The 18,515-nt window shown below is 63.6% G+C and carries 12 protein-coding genes; 9 read left to right on the top strand and 3 right to left on the bottom strand.

The genetic code is table 11. From position 1 onward, the window contains the following. Window positions 1-70: 70 nt before the first annotated feature. Genes recD through recC form a run of 3 tightly spaced genes read right to left on the bottom strand, consistent with a single transcriptional unit; the run spans window position 71 to window position 9,608 of the window. Complete coding sequence (recD, locus tag ACFOZ5_RS11885; protein ID WP_379887551.1) at window positions 71-2,320, bottom strand: exodeoxyribonuclease V subunit alpha; 2,250 nt, start codon at window positions 2,318-2,320, stop codon at window positions 71-73. Continuing rightward, the gene (gene recB, locus ACFOZ5_RS11880; RefSeq protein WP_379887549.1) at window positions 2,317-6,024 is read right to left on the bottom strand and encodes an exodeoxyribonuclease V subunit beta; all 3,708 of its coding nucleotides are present in this window, start codon (window positions 6,022-6,024) and stop codon (window positions 2,317-2,319) included. Before recB ends, recD begins: the two co-directional genes overlap by 4 nt. Then, window positions 6,021-9,608, bottom strand: coding sequence for an exodeoxyribonuclease V subunit gamma (recC, locus tag ACFOZ5_RS11875; protein WP_379887547.1), 3,588 nt, complete (start codon window positions 9,606-9,608; stop codon window positions 6,021-6,023). The genes recB and recC overlap by 4 nt, the downstream gene beginning before the upstream one ends. A gap of 204 nt (window positions 9,609-9,812) precedes the next feature. Between recC and ACFOZ5_RS11870 the strand changes: the two genes are divergently transcribed. From ACFOZ5_RS11870 to ACFOZ5_RS11830, 9 genes are all read left to right on the top strand, one after another. Further along, entirely contained in the window at window positions 9,813-10,244 is a 432-nt protein-coding gene (locus ACFOZ5_RS11870; protein ID WP_379887545.1) for a DUF4864 domain-containing protein, read from the top strand. Window positions 10,245-10,415: 171 nt separating this feature from the next. Then, window positions 10,416-10,685: a PepSY domain-containing protein gene (locus ACFOZ5_RS11865; RefSeq protein ID WP_379887543.1), complete on the top strand. Its 270-nt coding sequence runs from the start codon at window positions 10,416-10,418 to the stop codon at window positions 10,683-10,685. Next, on the top strand, window positions 10,678-11,229 hold the full coding sequence (locus ACFOZ5_RS11860) for a cytochrome b/b6 domain-containing protein (protein WP_379887541.1): 552 nt from the start codon (window positions 10,678-10,680) through the stop codon (window positions 11,227-11,229). The genes ACFOZ5_RS11865 and ACFOZ5_RS11860 overlap by 8 nt, the downstream gene beginning before the upstream one ends. Further along, the gene (locus tag ACFOZ5_RS11855; protein WP_379887539.1) at window positions 11,216-11,677 is read left to right on the top strand and encodes a GtrA family protein; all 462 of its coding nucleotides are present in this window, start codon (window positions 11,216-11,218) and stop codon (window positions 11,675-11,677) included. Before ACFOZ5_RS11860 ends, ACFOZ5_RS11855 begins: the two co-directional genes overlap by 14 nt. Further along, window positions 11,661-12,680, top strand: a complete 1,020-nt coding sequence (locus ACFOZ5_RS11850; RefSeq protein ID WP_379887537.1) for a glycosyltransferase family 2 protein — start codon at window positions 11,661-11,663, stop codon at window positions 12,678-12,680. The genes ACFOZ5_RS11855 and ACFOZ5_RS11850 overlap by 17 nt, the downstream gene beginning before the upstream one ends. Beyond that, entirely contained in the window at window positions 12,673-14,112 is a 1,440-nt protein-coding gene (locus ACFOZ5_RS11845; RefSeq protein ID WP_379887535.1) for an ArnT family glycosyltransferase, read from the top strand. The genes ACFOZ5_RS11850 and ACFOZ5_RS11845 overlap by 8 nt, the downstream gene beginning before the upstream one ends. A 135-nt stretch (window positions 14,113-14,247) precedes the next feature. Beyond that, complete coding sequence (locus ACFOZ5_RS11840; protein ID WP_379887533.1) at window positions 14,248-14,397, top strand: hypothetical protein; 150 nt, start codon at window positions 14,248-14,250, stop codon at window positions 14,395-14,397. A 98-nt stretch (window positions 14,398-14,495) separates the two neighbouring features. Continuing rightward, window positions 14,496-16,196, top strand: coding sequence for a VRR-NUC domain-containing protein (locus tag ACFOZ5_RS11835; protein ID WP_379887531.1), 1,701 nt, complete (start codon window positions 14,496-14,498; stop codon window positions 16,194-16,196). Continuing rightward, window positions 16,193-18,445 (top strand): helicase C-terminal domain-containing protein, encoded by a 2,253-nt coding sequence (locus tag ACFOZ5_RS11830; RefSeq protein WP_379887529.1) that lies wholly within the window; start codon window positions 16,193-16,195, stop codon window positions 18,443-18,445. The genes ACFOZ5_RS11835 and ACFOZ5_RS11830 overlap by 4 nt, the downstream gene beginning before the upstream one ends. The last annotated feature ends 70 nt before the right edge of the window (window positions 18,446-18,515 follow it).

Here is an 18,515-nt window from a genome sequence, read left to right as displayed (position 1 = left end):
CTATCCCCAGTAGAGGATAAAACCGGCTTTACCCTCTACAGGGGATAAACAGTGGCATTGTCCCGGCTGCTCACCCCCACAACCCCTCCGCCAATCCCGAAGCCCGTACCACCCGCTGGGCCACGCTTTCCTTGAGCACCGTTTCATCCCCCGCAAACAGGCTGAACCAGTGCCGGGCGCGGGTGATACCGGTATAGACCAGCTCCCGGGTCAGCACTGGGCTGAGGCGGTCTGGCAGCACCAGGCAGGTGTGGGTGAACTCCGAGCCCTGGGATTTGTGGACGGTCATGGCATAGACGGTTTCCAGCTGTTGCAGGCGACTGGGGGAAATCCAGCGGATGGTGTCGGTGCCATCGCTGGCGGGGAAGGCGACCCGCAGGGTGGGTTTCGGCTGGCCACTCTCGTCCCGGTCCCAGGGCAGGCTGAAGGTGATGCCGATGTCGCCGTTCATCAGGCCCAGGTTGTAGTCGTTGCCGGTGACCAGCACCGGGCGGCCTGCGTACCAGCCTTCCGCCCGGGGTATCAGCTTCCGCTCCAGCAACTGATTGGCGATCAGGTCATTCAGGCCTTCCACGCCCCAGGGCCCCTTGCGCAGGGCGCACAACACCTGGAAATCGCTGAAATCGGCCAGTACCTGTCGCGCCAGGGCGTCCCAGTCGGCCAGGGGACTATCGGCATCCAGGGCGTGGTCGCGTAGCCGGGCCAGGTAGTGATGATAGCCCACGGGGGGCGGCAGCGGCTGGCCATTGATCAGCCGGCCCTCGCCATTATTGTGAAAGGCCGTGGGTGTGCCGGCTTCGGCATGGTGGCAGATCTGGTTGCGGGCGTGTTCCCGGTCCGGGCCTGCCGACAGTATCGCCACGTCTTCAAAAGCACCCTGTCGTGCTTTTGCCAGCAGCGCCTCATCCAGGGCGTTGGTATTGACCGCATCCGCCAGTATGCGAATGCCGCTGTCCTGATGGAAGCGGTAGCTCTTGCGCAGCATGGCGACCGCCTGGTCCATGGCACTGCCGTTGTCGTCCCGCAGCGAATCGGGCACCTGCGCCCCGGTAATGGACCTCAGCCAGTCTGCGGTTTCCGCCGTATAGTGGGCCGCCCCGGCCCGTTGGCAGAGCTCCCCCAGCACCGCCCCGGCATCCACCGAGGCCAGCTGGTCCCGGTCCCCCAGCAGGATCAGCTGGGCACTGGCCGGCAGCGCGTCGATCACCGAGGCCATCAGGTCCACATCCACCATGGAGGCTTCGTCGATCACCAGGATGTCCACCAGCAACGGGTGGTCCCGGTTGTGCCGGAACTGGCGGGAGTCCGGTCGGCTGCCAAGCAGCCGGTGCAGGGTGGTGACCCGGGTGGGGATGTCGTCCTGGCTGACGTGCCCGGGTAACTCCGCCAGTGGCAGACGGCTGACCGCGCCACCGATGGACTCATTGAGTCGGGCCGCGGCCTTGCCGGTGGGCGCGGCCAGGCGGATGCGGAACTTTCGGCCCCGGCGTCCCGGCGATGCCCCGGCCACCGCCTGCAAGGCAGCCAGCAGGTTGACCACGGTGGTGGTCTTGCCGGTGCCGGGGCCGCCGGTGATGACCGCAAACCGGTTGCGGGCGGCCAGCGCGCAGGCCAGTTTCTGGAAATCCACCTCATCCCCTGCGGGGAACAGGGTAGCCAGGGCCGAGCTCAGGGTGCGGGCTTCAACGCTTGTGGTATCGGCCATCGGTGACGGTTGTTCCAGCCGGTGCCGGATACCCTCGGCAATGCGTTGCTCATACCGCCAGAACCGGCGCAGGTAAAGTCGGTTGTTATCGAGCACCAGCGGGGTGGCCTGGCCTCCGTTACTGGCGGCGCAGGCGGCCCCAAGCACCCCTTGGCACTGGTCCTGGCTGACCCGCTCGAGCAACTGGTCGGGTCGGGGCAGGGCCGGCGGCTGATTCGGGGGTGTCGGGGCGGTTGCCTCTTCCGGTGGTAGCGACAGGGTCTCGCCGGCATTGCCCAGCAGCGCCTCCAGGTCAATGCAGACATGCCCCCGGCCCACCTGGTGGGATACCAGAGCCGCCAGCAGGATCAGCAGGGGCTCGGGGTGCTCCCCCTGTTCTTCGCTCAAGGTTCGTATCAGGCAGGCGAACTCCCGGTCCAGGGGGCGGATCCAGTCCTGCTCCTGCCAGCTGGCCAGCAGCTTTTCCATACTGTCCGGATCGGCAAAGGGTCTGGTGGTATCCGCCGTTGGCCCATGGCCGGTAGTGTCGGACGGAGGGGTCGCAGCGGCGGCGTTCGTTGAGTCTCCCAGGTCCAGGGAAATCTGATGGTCGTGGGTGGGTGTGCGGCGGCTCATGCAGCTTTCCCCCGGTCAGTGTCGCCATCGAACAGGGCATCCAGGGATTCAATCAGAACCTTCGGTGGCTTGTCGGCAAAGACCCCCGACGACGGGCTTTCGATGCCCCGCAGGAACAGGTAGACAGCACCGCCAATGTGGGTGTCGTAGTCGTAGTGTGGCAGTCTGGCCTTCAGCAATCGGTGCAGGGCCAGCAGGTAGAGCACGTACTGCAGGTCGTAGCGTTTCTCCAGGATGGCCTCCCCCATGGCCTGGCGGGTGTAGGCGCTGTCGTCGTCGCCCAGGGTATTGGACTTGTAGTCCAGCACGTAATAGCGGCCGTTATGCTCGAACACCAGGTCGATGAACCCCTTCAGCATGCCATTGAAGTTCTGCTCGTCCACCTGGGGCCGGTCGGCGCCGTTCAGGGTGTGCCGGCTCACCAGGGCGTCCAGCCGGCGGGTACTGACATGGCAGCTCTCGAACCAGAACTCCAGTTCCGGACGCAGGGTGGTGAGCGAGGCCAGGCTGGCTTTCTCGACGCCATCCCGGTCCAGGGGCAATGGCTGGCGGACGATGGTCAGTAACCATTGTTCCAGTGGTTCCAGCCATTCGCCCCAGCCCCGCGTGCGGCAACGGCGGGCAAGCTGGTCCCGCAGCAGCGCCGGATCCCTGGCAACCTCTGCCATGCCCTGGGCGGTACACCATTCCAGCAGTTCGTGCAGGAAGGTACCGGGGCCGGCGCCCTTGGGGAAGTGGTGCTGGTTGCGGGCGGCCGGGGCTGTGGTGCCCGGTTCGGCTGGCTGGCGGCTTTCCTCCACCAGGTTCTGGGCCTCGGCGTCCTCCACCTCATCCACGAAGGGAATGCCGGTGCCGGTCAGGCCGGCGTATTCGATGGAAGAGTAGCTGGCAATCCACCAGTTCTCCCGGGCCTCACGGGTGGAGACCAGGGCGGGGCCCAGGGTTTCCGGGGCGTCTTCCGTGTACCGGGTTTCCTCCGGCTGCGGCAGGGGCTCAACGGTAATGGCCGCTTCGCCGTCAGCGAGGGCCCGCAGACAGCGGTCCAGTTCCCCGCTGGCTTCACCCTGCCCATCCAGCAGGTAACCCAGCCCACTGAGGTGCCAGTCGGGCAGGGCGGCCGCCCCGACCCAGGTGGCGTGACGGGCCCGGGTAAGGGCGACGTAGAGCTTGCGGATGTCCTCGCCGAGACGTTCACGGTCGGCCCGGGCCACGTCGTCCGGTGTTGGATCAAATACTGTGACGAGCTGGCCGCTGTCGTTGTGGTAGCGAACGAAGGCCTGCTTCTGGTCCTGGGCACGGAAGGCGGTGCCGAAGGGCAGGAACACCAGCGGGAATTCCAGGCCCTTGGATTTGTGCACGGTGATGACCTTCACCAGCCCGGCATCGCTTTCCAGCCGCAGGGTGCGGTGTTCGTCCTCGGTATCGGCGGCCCTCAGTATCTGGGTGTAGTGATGAACCAGGGCGTGTTCGCCATCCAGTTGCAGGCTGTCCTGTTGCAGCAGTTCGGCGATGTGGAGGATGTCGGTGAGTCGTCGCTCACCGTCCGGACGTTGCAGCAACCGGCCTGGCACCTCGAAATCCATCAGGAACCGTCGCAGGGTTGGCAGTACGCCCTGATTATGCCATTGCTGCTGGTAGCCCATGAAGCGCTCGATTTCCCGCTCCAGGGCGATTTCATCGGTGAGCAGCTGATCCAGGTCGTGCCAGGGCAGCCCCAGGGTGGGTGTCGCCAGCGCAGCCCGGGCCAGGGACAGTTGCCGGGGCTCGGCGAAGGCCCTCAGCCAGCAGAGGATTTCCTGGGCTTCCGGCGAGGTGAGCACCGAATCCCGGTCCGACAGGTAGACACTGCGGACACGGCGCTGGCGCAGGGCATCGCGGACGGCGGCCGCCTCGTTGCGGTTATTCACCAGGATGGCGATATCGCCGGGCCGCGCAGGATCCACATCGTCCGGATTGTCGTGGGCGGCAAAGCCGGCCTGGCCGGACTGGCCCAGGGTGAGCAGCCGGGCCACTTCGCTGGCGCAGGTTTCCGCCATCTGGTCCGTGGCCCTGCCCTTGGCAAGAGCCGCAGGTTCACCTTTGGCATTTTCCTCGTCGCTTTGCAGTGTCCAGAAGCGGAGGCTGGGCTGGACCTCCCCGTCGACCGACCAGGTCCGTTTGGTGCCGTTGGCGTTCACCGGCTGGAAGGGCAGCGGTGTGTTGCCCCCTTTGCCAAACAGGAAGGCGCCGCTGCGGGCGTGCTGGTCGCCGTGTTCAAAGACCCGGTTGACCGCATCCACCATCGCCTGGGATGAACGGAAGTTGCGGCCCAGGGTGAAGGTGCGGTCCTTTACTCCCTGGCGGGCTTCCAGGTAGGTATAGATGTCCGCGCCACGGAAGCCATAGATGGCCTGCTTGGGGTCGCCGATCATCAGCAGGCAGGTGGCCGGATCCGCATCCGCCACCCGGTAGATCCGGTCGAAGATGCGGTATTGCACCGGGTCCGTGTCCTGGAATTCGTCAATGAGTGCCGCCGGGAACTGACGGCGAATGGTGGCAGCCAGTTGTGGTCCCCGAGGCCCCTGCAGGGCGTCGTCGAGCCGGGTCAGCAGGTCGTCGAAGCCCATCTCCGAGCGTTTCTGTTTTTCCGATTCCAGACGCTGGCTGATCCAGTGGCTGGCATGGCGCAGGATATCCGCCCGGGCACTGGGCTGGTTCGCGCTGAAGTCCATCAGATCGGCAATGGCGTTGAAGGCGGGGTGTTCGGGCAGGGGGCCGTCGCCTTTCACTTTTTCCGCCAGGCCCTCGGGAGTCTGGTTTTGCAGGCCGGCCTTGTCCAGCCCCTCCGGCAGCAGGTCGTCGGACTCTTCCCAGGCCAGCAGGTTGTCCCAGGCGGTGACCATGGACTTGCGGCTGCTGCCATGGAGGCGTTTGCCCAGGCCTGTCAGAAGATCAATGACGTCGTCCTTCCACTGCGCCCAGGGCAGGGCCCTGAGTTCATCCGAGCGGTCTCGGCGCTGCTGGACGGCCTGCTCGATGGCGCCCTGGACGTCGGTTGGTGGCATTGCCCCCCTGCCGGCATCCGGCAGCAGGTTGCGGACGGACTTGCGCAGGTGCGCGGGGGTCTTCCAGTGGCCGAGTACCTCCTCCATAAGGGCCGGTGAAAGGGGGTAGGCAAAGGTGCGCCAGTAGTCCCGTACCACCTCGTCCAGCAGTTCGGTCTGGTCGGTTTCCAGGGTCAGGCGGAACAGGCTGCCGCTGTCGAAGGCGTGCTCGCTGAGCATGCGGTGGCACCAGCTGTGGATAGTGGATACCGACGCCTCGTCCATCCATTCCGCCGCCAGCAGCAGGCGCTTGCGGCAGGCCGGCCAGGTGGCCGGGTCCGGGTAGCTTTCGTCCCGTAGCTGGTAAATCAGGGCGGTTTCCGGGGGCGGGTTGGCGTCGTCGGCCGCGTCCGAAAATACCTCCGCCGCCTGGGTCAGGCGGGCACGGATTCGATCCCGCAGTTCCTTGGTGGCCGCTTCAGTGAAGGTCACTACCAGCAGGTTGGGCGGGTCGATGCCCTGGCCCAGGGGGCTGTCCATCGCCTGGCCGTGCCCCAGCACCAACCGCACATAGAGAATGGCAATGGTGAAGGTCTTGCCGGTTCCGGCGCTGGCCTCGATCAGGGTGCTGCCGTTGAGGGGCAGTGTCAGCGGGTTCAGGGTGGTGCTTTGCTGGTTCATGAGGCTCCCTCGACCTGCTCACTGGCGGACTTGCCCTGTTCAGCTTCCCACAGGGGCACGTAAAGCTGGTGAAGCCAGCCTTCGAAGGCTTCGTTGACCAGTTCTTCCGGCGTTTCAAAGGCGCTGCGCAGGTAGCCGTTGTCACGCTGAAGGGCGGTGTCGTAGACCTGCCGGGCATCGTCGATGGCCTTGCCCTGGTCACCCCGAAACTTCTTGCTCTGGTAGAAGCTGTAGATCCACGCGAAAGCGGCATCGCAGTGCAGCGGCAGGGCGCGGGTGGTGGCCTGCATCCAGCCGGTGAGTATAGCGTCCAGGTGCTTGCGGGCGTGCTCCGCCGGCAGGGGCGCGAAGGTGATATTCCGCTTCTCCTCCTTGCCAAGGAGCAGCGTGGTGAACGGGGTGTCCGTCAACTGGCCCGCCAGATGGATGACCCAGTCGGTCATCAGATTGGCATACCGCACCTTGCGGGTGCTACCAGAGCCGGACAGCAGGCTGGAGCGGGAGACCACTACCCGGCAGAAGCCCCCCTCCGGGCCAGTGCGCAATCCGTCGATCAGGTCCAGCAGTTCCATCGTGCCGAGGTCGCCGGTGACGCAGTGCTGGAAGGTGATGGGCTCGGCCACCGCTTCCGGCCATTCGGCCAGCGCTTTCCGGTAGCGCCCATGCAGGTCCGGCAGCCGTTCCGCCAGCTCCGAGCGCAGGCGATGCTCTGTCAGGCCCATGCCCAGGTCGCCCCGTCGGGCCATCCGGTCGAGGACCGTCTGGATCTGCTCCTGCAGTTCGTCATCGTCACCGGCCTTGAGCACGGCCTCGCCGATAAGCTCATTGTCCAGGCGCCAGCGGTCCAGGCCGTTGAGGTCGAAATTCTCATTGTCGGTGTCGTCTTCTTCCACGCCTTCGAAACGCACCTGCAAACGCCGCTGGAAGAAGGTCTCGACGGGATACTTGAGAAAATTCGCCAGGTCCCTGAAGGTGATCGCTTCCTCCAGGGGCTGCCAGGGCAACGCCAGCCTGTCCTGTACGTCGGGTCCGGTGCCGTGGGCACTGCGCCATTCCTGTTCGTAGGTAAACAGGTTGCGATCCCGGAGGATATCGGTGACCGGGCGTGGCGGGCTGTCCGGTTCCGGAAGCAGGCCGTTGGCCAGGGGGAAATAGGCACGGCTGAAGGGTTGCAGGGGGTGCCGGGTTGTCAGGGCGGTGGTGACGTTAACGTCCGGATTGTCGGCCACCAGCCACAGGCTGTCCAGATGATCCTGCAACTGGCTGACCAGCACCGAGGGCGGTCGTTCCGAGTCGTCCCTGATGCTACGGCCCACCCAGCTGATGTAGAGCTGCTCCCTTGCTGAAAGCAGGGCCTCCAGGAACAGGTAGCGGTCATCCTCACGCCGGGAGCGGTCGCCGGGGCGATAGTCGTTGGCCATCAGGTCGAAGTCCACCGGGGGGCGCGAACGTGGGTAGTCACCGTCGTTCATGCCCAGCAGGCACACCTTGCGGAAGGGAATCGCCCGCATGGGCATCAGGGTCGCGAAGTTGACCTTGCCGGCCAGGAAGCGCTGGTTCAGGCCACCCTCGTCCAGTCCATCCAGCAGCACGTCCCTGACGATGTTCAGGGGCAGCGGCGTGTCCTCCAGGCCGGCCGCCTGGGCATCGTCCAGCCACTGTTCGAGGTGGCGGCGGAAGCGGTTGAGCAACAGCAGGTCCTGGCCCTCCAGATCCCGGAAGAACTGTTCCAGCATGTCGGAGAACAGGGCTTCCCACCCCTGGGGCGTGCGTGGCGTCTGCAGGGCATTCCACAGGGACTCGAGCCGGGAGGCGAAATCCGACAGCCGACCCGCCAGGCTGGCCTGCAGGCCGCCGATCTCCGCATAGGGTTCGACCCCGGCCCAGGGCTCGTCATCCCCCATGCCGTACCCCAGCAGCATGGCGCGGAGGCCGGACTGCCAGGTATTGCGTGCCAGGTCGCCCGGCAGCTCGAGGGTCTCCCGCTGGCGACGGTGCAGGCCCCAGCGGATATTGGCGCCTTCCACCCAGCGCCGTGCCAGGGGAATCTCGTCCTCGCTGATATCCAGGCGCTGGCGGATGCCCGGCACCTCCAGCAGGCTGATGATTTCGCTGACCGCAAAGCGACTGCGGGGCAGGCCCATCAGGGTTTCCAGTGCGATCAGCACCGGCTCGTGGTGGCGCTGGCCCTGGTCGGAAATGGTGAACGGGATCGTTCTTGTGCCGCCAGGCTCGTGGCGACCAAAGACGGCCTGTATATGGGGCGCATACACGTTGATATCCGGCACCATCACGATCACGTCCCGGGGCCGCAGGGTGGCGTCGGCGTTGAAGGCCGCCAGCAGCTGGTCGTGGAGGATTTCCACCTCCCGCTGGGGGTTGTGGGCGTCGTGGAAGGCCACCGAGTGATCCCCGGCCAGGTCCAGCGTTCGTTGCTGGTCGCGGATTTCCTGTAACGGTGTCAGGTTATAGATATCGTTCTGCAGCTGGTGCAGCAGCCGTGGCTGAGCCTGATCACCATGCTCGGAGAATATGTCGATCTTGTGGTCTGGAGTCTGGAGCTGGTGCTGATATTCCTCGGGATTATCGAATTCGTCCAGTAGCCGGATATAGTCCCGCCCCTGCTTGCCCCAGGCCGCCAGCAGCGGGTTGGCGTGCTGGTGCAGCTGCTCGGGATCGGCGATCTTCGCCAGGGCGGGGTGTTCCCTGCCACGTCGGCGTTCGGCGTTAAGCAGATCCCGGTCGCTGATGATATCCGCCCAGTAGAACTGGCAGGGATTATGGACGCAGAGCACCACCTGGCTGAAGCGGCTCAGCACATGCAGCGCTTCCAGGGCCTGCCGGGGCAGGGAGGAGACACCAAATACCACGATCCGTTGTGGCAGCCGCTGCGGGTTGGCGGGCCGGGCGATGCGCTGGCCCTCTTCCACAAAGCGGGTATGAATGCGGGAACGGCTGGTGTGGGACAGCTCCCCCACGTCTGCCACCAGCGCCTGCCAGAGCCTGGGCTGCCAGCGGGTTTCCACGTCCAGGGGCTTCTCTTCCTGGCGGGCGGTAATGAGCACCTCGTTGCCCCGCTCCCAGGCGCTTAGCCAGTCAGCGCGGAACACCTGGTACTGGTCGAACAGGTCGGCCACCTTCTCTGCCAGCTGGAAAGCCCGCAGGTCCGGGTCGGTGCCTTCCAGGAACCGCGCCAGGGGGGCGAATACCTCGTCCGTCGGTACCAGCTCCGGTAGTAGCCGATAGAGCCGCCACACCAGCCGGCGCTTGTCGAAGGGTGACTGCTCAGGCACCTCGCCGTCCGGCAGTACGGCCCGGTAGGCCTGCCAGATAAAGCGGGCGGGAAACAGGAAATCCATACCGGCGGCTATGCCCAGGCCACCGTCAATGCCATCGTCGGAACGCTTCTCCGCCAGCGCCAGCTTCAGCCACTGCGCGATGCCGTTGCTCTGCACCAGGAAGGCCTCGCTTTCCAGGGGCGGTACGGGCGTCTGGCGACACAGGTACACCACCGCCCGGCGCAGGTCTTCCAGGTGGTTGGCATGAATGGCATGGAAGCCAGGTTGTAGATTGGCGGCGGTCATCTTGCTCCCGGGGCGGGTACATCGTCTGGTCCTGACTGCACAGGTTACCGCAACTGACGGCGGAATACCGATACCTGACATTATGGGATCGCAACTGCCGTCCGGCAGGCTATAATTGATCAATAAATGGTCAGCCTGGTCCATCCATCCTTGACGAATCGCCGTAGATCATCAGTAGCGGCGTTCACTGCGGAGGGCTCCACCATGACGAAAGCACGACGCCCGTTGCTCGGGTTCAGCTTTGCGTTAATAGTGGCCGGGCTGTCTGCGGTGTCCATGTCGCTCCGTGCCGATGAGACCGACGCGGCCATTCGCGATGTCATCCTCACCCAGATCGAGGCCTTCGCCAACGACGACGAACTGGGTGCCTGGATCCACGCCTCCCGGGGTATCCAGGAGCGCCTCCGCTCGCCCGAGATGCTGCTACATGTGGTTCGTCGCGGCTATCCGGCGGTGCACCGGCCTGCCTCCATCCGTTTTGGCGAGCGCATTCCCCATGACCGTTTCGAGATCCAGGTGGTCCGCCTGAAGGGCCCGGAGGGCAAGCTCTGGAACGCCTACTACCGAATGGTTGAACGGGACAGCGAGTGGAAGGTGGGCGGCGTCAGCCTGCGGCGGGCGGAAGTGGGTATCTGAGTCCGAATCAGATCATCCAGCTGCCTATACCATTAAGTGTGACTGTCCCGGCGGTCACCAACCTCCCTCATAACTTTCTCTATCGACTTAAGCTTCGTTTAAGCCTGCGCGCGCATGATGTGTCCCGATTCCTGATTTCCAGGATGTCTCTTCTGAAAAAGGATCCGGACTATGAACAAGCGCGCTTCCCTGGTCATTCTGGCTTCACTTCTGGCCTCCACCGAGGCCTTTGCGGAGGATCTGTGCTCCGTTCCAGCCTCCGAGTGGCAGGACCAGGCCAAGGTTGAGGCGATGCTGAAAGAACGCGGCTGGGATGTCAAACGACTGAAAACAGAAGACGGGTGCTACGAGGCATACGCGCTTGATGCGGATGGCCAGCGCATCGAGGCCTATATCGATCCCCGCTCCCTTGATGTAGTCAAGGTCAAACGCGATGACTGACCATTCCTCCGGCACCGTTAAAGTCTGGGATCCACTGGTTCGGCTGTTTCACTGGGGGCTGGTCGCGAGTTTTACCGTGACCTGGCTAACCGGCGACGAGTGGGACGACGTTCATGAAATCGCCGGTTATGTCATTGCTGGTCTCATCGTTTTCAGGCTGGTGTGGGGTGGTGTGGGCACCCGCTATGCACGCTTCTCGGAGTTTGTTCGCGGGCCGCAGGTAGTAATCCGGTATATGAAGGACGCAGTAAGGGGGCGTGAACGACGGTATCTTGGCCATAACCCGGCCGGGGCCGCGATGATCGTGGTATTGCTGCTGACCCTGGCCGGCGCCTGTATCACCGGGTGGCTTTATACCACCGACTGGTTCTGGGGTGCGGAGTTGGTGGAAGAAACCCATGAGTGGCTTGCCAATGCTCTGCTTTTGCTCGTGGCACTGCACGTCGGAGGGGTGGTCCTGGAAAGCTGGCATCATCGGGAAAATCTGACCCGGAGTATGGTTACCGGTCTGAAAAGGAGCGAAGCCGGCCATGACCGGACCTGAATCGGCAGGTAGCTGCCAGCCCCGGATAGCCAACGCGGCGATGCAACCGGACCGCAGGCAGTGGCGCTCGCTGGCAGCGCGTCCGTTGCGGTTTCTGCTGTCGGGCGGTATCGCCACACTGGTTCACTGGGGTGTGATGGCACTGCTGGTACTGTCCGGGTTCGGCGCCTTGCTGGCAACAGCTATAGGTGCCAGCACAGGGGCGATAACCAACTACGGCTTGCAATACAAAGTGACATTCCAGTCAACCCGGGCACATCGTATCGCCCTGCCACGTTATCTGATCACCGCCCTTGTGGCCCTGGTGGGTAACCAACTGGTCTTTGCCGGTCTCCATTACGGGCTGGCTGTTCCCGTAACCCCTGCCCAGGCGGTGACCACGGCAACCATAGCATTCCTGAATTATCGTTTGTGCGAGAGGCTCGTTTTCCATGATCAGTCGTGTTGATCACATCAATAAAATGCGCGGAAACCTGCTCAGCATCGTTATTCCTGTATTCAATGAGCGGGAAGTGCTCCCGGAGTGCCTGGCTCGTCTGCAACAGGTGATACGACAACTGGGTATGGCGGTCGAAATTGTTTTTGTTGACGATGGCAGCTGTGATGGCACTGGTGAGTATCTCATCGACGCAGCCAGTCATCATCAACCGGTACGGTTGGTGCGTCTGAGCCGGAATTTCGGTAAGGAGGCCGCACTCTCTGCAGGTCTCAGTTATGCCCGGGGCGATGCCGTGGTGGTAATGGACGCGGATCTGCAGGATCCGCCCGAATTGATACCGGATATGGTGTCAAAGTGGCAACAGGGCGCGGATGTCGTTCTGATGCAGCGCCGGACCCGACAGGGCGAAGGGTGGTTAAAACGCAGCACGGCGTATGGATTTTACTGGCTGCTGCAGAAACTCAGCCGTTCACCCATTCCGGTCAATACCGGTGATTTTCGGTTGATGAGCCGCCGGGTGGTGGACGCGCTGATGGAACTGCCGGAACGCAACCGCTTTATGAAGGGCCTGTTCGCCTGGGTGGGAATGCCCTCTGTGGTCATCGAATACGACCGCCCGGAAAGGGCTGCCGGCGACACCAAATGGAATTATCCGGGGCTGGTGCGCCTGGCGTGGGAGGGGATAACCTCGTTTTCCACGGCACCGCTGCGCCTGGCCACCATAGTGGGGCTGGCAGCGGCGACAATCGGGGGGGCGTACGGCCTCTGGATCGTGGCCAAGACCCTGGTGCTGGGTACGAGTACCCCTGGCTTTCCGTCATTGATTGCGGTGGTGACCTTCCTCGGGGGTTGTCAGCTACTGGGCATCGGCATTGTCGGCGAGTACGTTGGTAAAACCTACCTGGAGAGCAAGCAACGCCCGCTGTACCTGGTGCGGGATGTGATTGGTGACCCTGGGGTTGCGGCGGGTGAGTTGGTTCGTGCCATGCCCGGAGGAAATGCTCGTGTATGAGCGTTACCGGGTTTGGTACTGGCTGATCGCGGCCATTTTGCTGGGCCGCGTGCTGACCATGGCCGCGTTTCCCCTGGTCGAGACAACCGAGCCGCGATATGCCGAAATTGCACGGCTGATGCTAGCCAGCGGTGACTGGATTACGCCCTGGTTCGAACCGGGCACGCCTTTCTGGGGCAAGCCGCCGCTCTCTTTCTGGGCCCAGGCGCTGTCCATGAGCTGGTTCGGTGTTCACGAGCTGGCAGCCCGCCTGCCTTCCTGGTTTGCCATGGTGCTGACGGTGGGCCTTATGGCTCGATTCGCCACCCTGACCTGGGGCAGGGCCGAGGGCGTTCTGAGTGCGCTTGCACTGGTGAGTATGGGGCTGGGATTTGTCAGCGCCGGTGCGGTAATGACAGATCCGTTTCTGCTGCTGGGGGCAACATTGAGTCTGTTGTCCTTCGCGGAAGTCATGCTCGGGGGCACCAGCCGGAGCGCCCGTTGGTTTGTTTTCCTCGGCCTGGTAATCGGGCTGCTCGCCAAGGGGCCCCTTGTACTGGTGCTGGTCGGGATGCCCATCGTTGTGTGGACACTCTCTGAGCGCAATTGGCATGGGCTGTGGCGGAGTTTTCCCTGGTTTTGGGGCATCATGCTGACGCTCGTCCTGACGGTGCCCTGGTACGTCGCAGCCGAACTGAAAACGCCCGGGTTTATTGATTACTTCATTGTCGGAGAGCACTTCCGTCGATTCCTGGATCCCGGCTGGCAGGGGGATCTGTACGGAAGCGCCCACCAACAGCCCCACGGCATGATCTGGGTGTTCTGGCTGTGGGCAACCTTTCCATGGGGAGTGTTGATGCTGGTTTCACTGGCATGGCCTGAAACCCGGCGCCGTGCCTGGTCGATGTTCAGGTCAGATACGGTCGTGCGTTTTCTATGCTGGGCCGCCCTGGCGCCCCTGGTATTCTTCACGTTGAGTGGCAATACGCTGTGGACCTATGTATTGCCGGCATTACCATTCTTTGCGCTGTTGTTTGCGCGCATGGTCTTCGTCGGGATGAATGGCGTTGGCGCCAAGACGAGGCGTAATTTGACGATTGTCGCCGTGATCGTGCCCTTACTGATCACGGCAGGCGGCTTGTATGTCGCCATTGATGAGGGCTCACTGAATACGGAGAAGCCGCTCGTAGCCCAGTACCAATCCTCCCGGGGATCTGCCCGAGTTCCGCTTTTCTATCTGGATGAAGTCCCTTTCTCAGCCAGGTTCTACCTGAGGGGAGCAGTGGCGGTTACTGATCCTGATCGACTGGCCAGGCAGGGCGAACGCTATTTTGTGGCTGCGAGGAAACGACGGATACCAGACATAACAGGCGCCGTTGATGGCAGGGTGGAAGTGCGCTACCAGGGCAAACGTCACACGCTGCTGGAGGTCCATCCCGGCCCGGTTGAGTAGCCTTTTCCCCTGATCGCGGCGCTGCTGAACAACAGGAAAACCAGTAACGGTTGGGGCTGCGGTCGCTTTTTATCTAGGATGGAGTCCTCTTGCCAACCGTCCTAGACTGACGGGTCTGAAATTGGCAACAGGCTTTTGTCGCCCCATGACCGCTTCGAGATCCGGGTGGTATGCCTGAGGGGCCCAGAGGGCAAGCTCTGGAACGCCGACTACCGAATGGTTGAGCGGGACCGCGAGTGGAAGGTGGGCGGTGTCAGCCTGCGGCGGGCGGAGGTGGGGATCTGAAGGCGCGACCGGCATCCACATGTCTTGAGCTGCAGCGGTACTCGTCGTAGAGTTGCTCCTTCTGTTATGCCGTCCGCCACAGGTTGCCTCCGTCAGTGATGAGTTCTTCCGACAGACAGGATCCGCGACCGCAGGCCGCCGACCTTGCCGATCCCCTGTATTACCTGCAAAACATGGAAACCGTGGTGAACTGGGTCCGCCAGAACCACAGCGACCTGCTGACGCCTGAGGAAAACCACCGGCTGGCCGGATTCGTCGAGCTTTCTGTCTCTGCCCGCGCCCTGCTTACCCGCATGGTGATGCGCACCGGGGAGCTTTTCCGGGTAGACAAGCTGAACTACCCGGAGTTACCGGATAAGGAATCCGTGGCCCTGGCGGAGTTGACGGCCAGCGACTGGGTGGTTGCGGCCGACCATCTCAGGATCGACGACCTCTTCCGGCTGTTCACCCTGGCGGAGCTGCGTCCGGCGTTTGCCTGCATACTGTCGGACCTCGGCCATCCGCGGTCACTCCCCAAGGCCCGGATGAAAGCGCTGCTGTCGGACCATCTGGGCGACACCGTCCGCCTCGCGGACTGGCTGCCGGCTCATGGTGACACAGTGGTCTCCCTGGCCCACATGCCCCTGTTTGACCGTATCCGCCTGATGTTCTTCGGCAACCTGCGCCAGAGCTGGCCGGACTTTGTGCTGGTGGAGCTGGGCTATCAGCAGTATGAGGAAGTGACCTTTACCCCCGAGTCCCGGGCCTTCCAGCACCGGCATGAGGTGGATTGCTACCTGGAGATGCACCAGTGCCGGGAGCAGCTGGATGAGGGCGTGCCCGTTGCCGATCTGTGGCCACAGGTGCCCGGGCCGACGGATAACACCTGGCTGGCCAGTCGCCGTGACCGGTTGCTGCTGGAGCTGGGTCGCCAGGCGGAACGCCAGGGGGAGCGGGAGCTGGCGCTGGCCGCGCTGGCAGAAAGTACCCACCGGGAGGCACGCCTCAAACAGCTGCGCCTGCTGGAGCGGATGAAACGGTTCGACGAGGCCTGGGCCATCGCCCGGGACTGGCATGCCACCGAACTCAGTGATGCCGAACATCAGGGGCTGGCCCGCATCCTCAAGCGCGTTGCGGGCAAGGTTGGGGAGCCTGCACCGGAGCTGCCGGCCGACCCGGCTCCGGAGGAGTTCCTGGTGACATTGCCCCAGTCCGGGGTGCCCGTGGAGGTCGCCGTTCAGCAACACTTCTGGCAGGACGATCAGCCGGTCTTTTATGTGGAGAACACCCTGATCAACGGCCTGTTTGGATTGCTGTGCTGGGATGTGATCTTCGCACCGGTGCCGGGGGCCTTCTTCCACCCTTTCCATGTGGGTCCGGCCGACCTGACCCGGGAAGATTTTGTGCCCCGTCGTCGGGAGTTGCTGGAACAGTGCTTTTTGCACCTGGAGAATGGCGATTACAGCGAAGTGATTCTGGCGAATTATCGGCGCAAGCGGGGGCTGGCGAATCCTTTCGTCAACTGGCTGGTGGTGGACGAAAATCTGCTGGAACTGGCGTTGGTCTGCATCCCTCCGGACCATTTGGAGGTCTTGTTCCGCCGTCTGCTCCATAATCTGAAGGAGCATCGCAGCGGCTTCCCGGACCTGATCCGCTTCCTGCCTGACGATCCGGACCCGACCCGCCGCTACGAGATGATCGAGGTGAAAGGCCCCGGTGACCGCCTGCAGGACCACCAGAGACGCTGGCTGGCATTCTTCCAGCGCCAGGGCATCGCGGCACGGGTCTGCTATGTGCGTTGGCAGGAAGACGTTACGTGAAGGTAGCGGTACGCACCCTGTGCGAGTTTGCGGCCCGTCGCGGTGACCTGGACTTTCGCTATACCCCGGCCCCCACCTCGGAGGAGGGCATTGCGGGCCATCAGTCGGTGCAGTCTCGTCGGGGGTTCGGTTACCAGAGTGAGTACCTGCTTACCGGTGAGTGCCAGGGGCTGCAGCTCTCCGGTCGAGCCGATCTGTACAACCCCCACAAGGGATTGCTGGAGGAGATCAAGACCCATCGCGGCGATCTGTCCCGCATCCGGGAACATCAGCGGGCGATGCACCGGGCCCAGTTGCGGGCCTATGGTGCGCTGGTGTGCCGGCAGGAAAGCCGTCGCAAGATCACCCTGTCACTGATCTACTACGATACCGGCCGTGACAGGGAAACTCCGGTAACCGAGACCGCCACGGCGGAAGAACTTTGGCAGGAACTGGAAGCCCTGTGTCTGGCCTGCCGGGCATGGGCGGAACAGGAGGAGCAGCATCGGGAAGACCGGGACCAGCACCTGGGGCAGCTGCGTTTTCCGTTTGCCGACTTCCGCACCGGCCAGCGGCAACTGGCGGGAACCGTCTACCGCAATGCGGTGCAGTCCCGCACCTTGCTGCTGGAAGCCCCCACGGGCCTGGGCAAGACCCTGGGCACCCTGTTCCCGGCGCTGATGGCCCTGCCCGCTGGCCGGCAGGACCGGTTGTTTTACCTGACCTGCCGCAACACCACCCGGCAGATGGCCATTGATGCCGTTAATGTCCTGCGGCAGGCCCAGCCGGAACCGAATCACTGGACCTTGCGCACCCTGGAACTGGTGTCCAAGGACGACGCCTGCGAACACCCGGACAAGGCCTGCCACGGTGATTCCTGCCCCCTGGCCAAAGGTTTCTTCGACCGGCTGCCGGATGCCCGCGCCGAGGCGGCACAGGTGCGCGAGCCCCTGACCCGTGAACGGCTGGCCTCGATTGCTGCCGGTCATGATATCTGTCCTTACTTCCTGGCCCAGGAAATGGCCCGCTGGTGCGATGTGGTGATTGCCGACGTTAATCGTCTGTTTGACCAGAGCGCCTTGCTTCACGCCCTGGTCAACCAGAACCAGTGGAAGGCCAGCGTACTGGTGGACGAGGCCCATAACCTGGTAGACCGGGCCAGGGGCATGTATTCGGTGCGGCTGGATCAGCAACGCCTGTTGCGGACCAAAAAGACCGCGCCCAAGCCCCTGAAATCCCCCCTGAACCGGGCAGCCCGTGCCTGGCAGGACGTGGTCCGGGACCAGGAGGCTGCGGGCAACAAGCCGGTATTTCTGGAGTCACTGCCCAGTCGCCTGCCGGCGGCCCTGCAGGGGCTGGTGTCCGCGCTGACCGACTACCTGGCGGACAACCCGCCGGATCTGGCCCTGCAGGAACTGCTGTTCGAAAGCGTGGCCTTCCTGAAGCTGGCGGACCAGTTCGGCGACCATTCCCTGTGCGAGTTCCATCGACCCGGGCGGGGCAGGGCGGCTGTCACCATCCAGAACCTGATCCCGGCGGACTTCCTGCGGGACCGTTTTAAGGCGGCCAGCTCGGTGCTGCTGTTCTCCGCCACCCTGAACCCCGGGGTCTACCACCGGGACCTGCTGGGCCTGCCGGACGGAACCCGTTTTACCTCCCTGCCCAGCCCGTTCAGTGCCGGGCAGCTGCAGGTGCAGTTCACGCCGCAGATCAGCACCCGCAAACCGGACCGGGAGGCATCGCTGACGGCCATTGCCGACCTGATCGCTACCCAGTTCCGGACACGTCCCGGCCATTACCTGGCGTTCTTCAGCAGTTTCCAGTACATGCGTGAGGTGGCGGACACCCTGGCTAAACGAGCCCCGGACCTGCCCCAACGGTCCCAGCAACCGGGCATGAGTCATGAGCAACGGATGGCGTTCCTGGCTGGCTTCCGTCAGCCACAACCGGCGGTGGCCTTTGCCGTCCTGGGCGGAGTGTTCAGTGAAGGCATCGACCTGCCCGGTGACCAGCTGGTCGGTGCTTTCGTGGCCACTCTCGGCCTACCCCCTTTCGATCCGTGGCATGAAGTACTCAAGTCGAGGCTGGAAGAGCGCTTTGGCGCTGGCTACGACTATACCTACCGCATTCCCGGCCTGCAGAAGGTGGCCCAGGCTGCTGGCCGCGTCATCCGTACCCCGGAGGATGAAGGCGTGATCTGGCTGATTGATGACCGCTTCCTGCAGCCGGCGAATCGCACGCTGTTACCCGGGTGGTGGTTTGAGCAATGACCTCCCGGGAGTGACTCGTATACAATACGTCGCAGGTGAGGGCAGCAATCATGTAGGCCCTCGTATTACC

Source organism: Marinobacter lacisalsi (assembly GCF_042651045.1).
GTDB classification, from domain to species: Bacteria; Pseudomonadota; Gammaproteobacteria; order Pseudomonadales; family Oleiphilaceae; genus Marinobacter; species Marinobacter lacisalsi.
The sequence above is the reverse complement of the archived record's forward strand: the minus strand, read 5'-3'. Positions and strand labels throughout refer to the sequence as shown.

Bases quoted from the DNA above. Each gene is read 5' to 3' on its own strand.
- recC (WP_379887547.1), bottom strand. From the start codon at position 9,608: ATGACCGCCGCCAATCTACAACCTGGCTTCCATGCCATTCATGCCAAC.
- ACFOZ5_RS11835 (WP_379887531.1), top strand. From the start codon at position 14,496: ATGAGTTCTTCCGACAGACAGGATCCGCGACCGCAGGCCGCCGACCTT.
- ACFOZ5_RS11865 (WP_379887543.1), top strand. From the start codon at position 10,416: ATGAACAAGCGCGCTTCCCTGGTCATTCTGGCTTCACTTCTGGCCTCC.
- ACFOZ5_RS11860 (WP_379887541.1), top strand. From the start codon at position 10,678: ATGACTGACCATTCCTCCGGCACCGTTAAAGTCTGGGATCCACTGGTT.
- recB (WP_379887549.1), bottom strand. From the start codon at position 6,024: ATGAACCAGCAAAGCACCACCCTGAACCCGCTGACACTGCCCCTCAAC.
- recD (WP_379887551.1), bottom strand. From the start codon at position 2,320: ATGAGCCGCCGCACACCCACCCACGACCATCAGATTTCCCTGGACCTG.
- ACFOZ5_RS11850 (WP_379887537.1), top strand. From the start codon at position 11,661: ATGATCAGTCGTGTTGATCACATCAATAAAATGCGCGGAAACCTGCTC.
- ACFOZ5_RS11870 (WP_379887545.1), top strand. From the start codon at position 9,813: ATGACGAAAGCACGACGCCCGTTGCTCGGGTTCAGCTTTGCGTTAATA.
- ACFOZ5_RS11855 (WP_379887539.1), top strand. From the start codon at position 11,216: ATGACCGGACCTGAATCGGCAGGTAGCTGCCAGCCCCGGATAGCCAAC.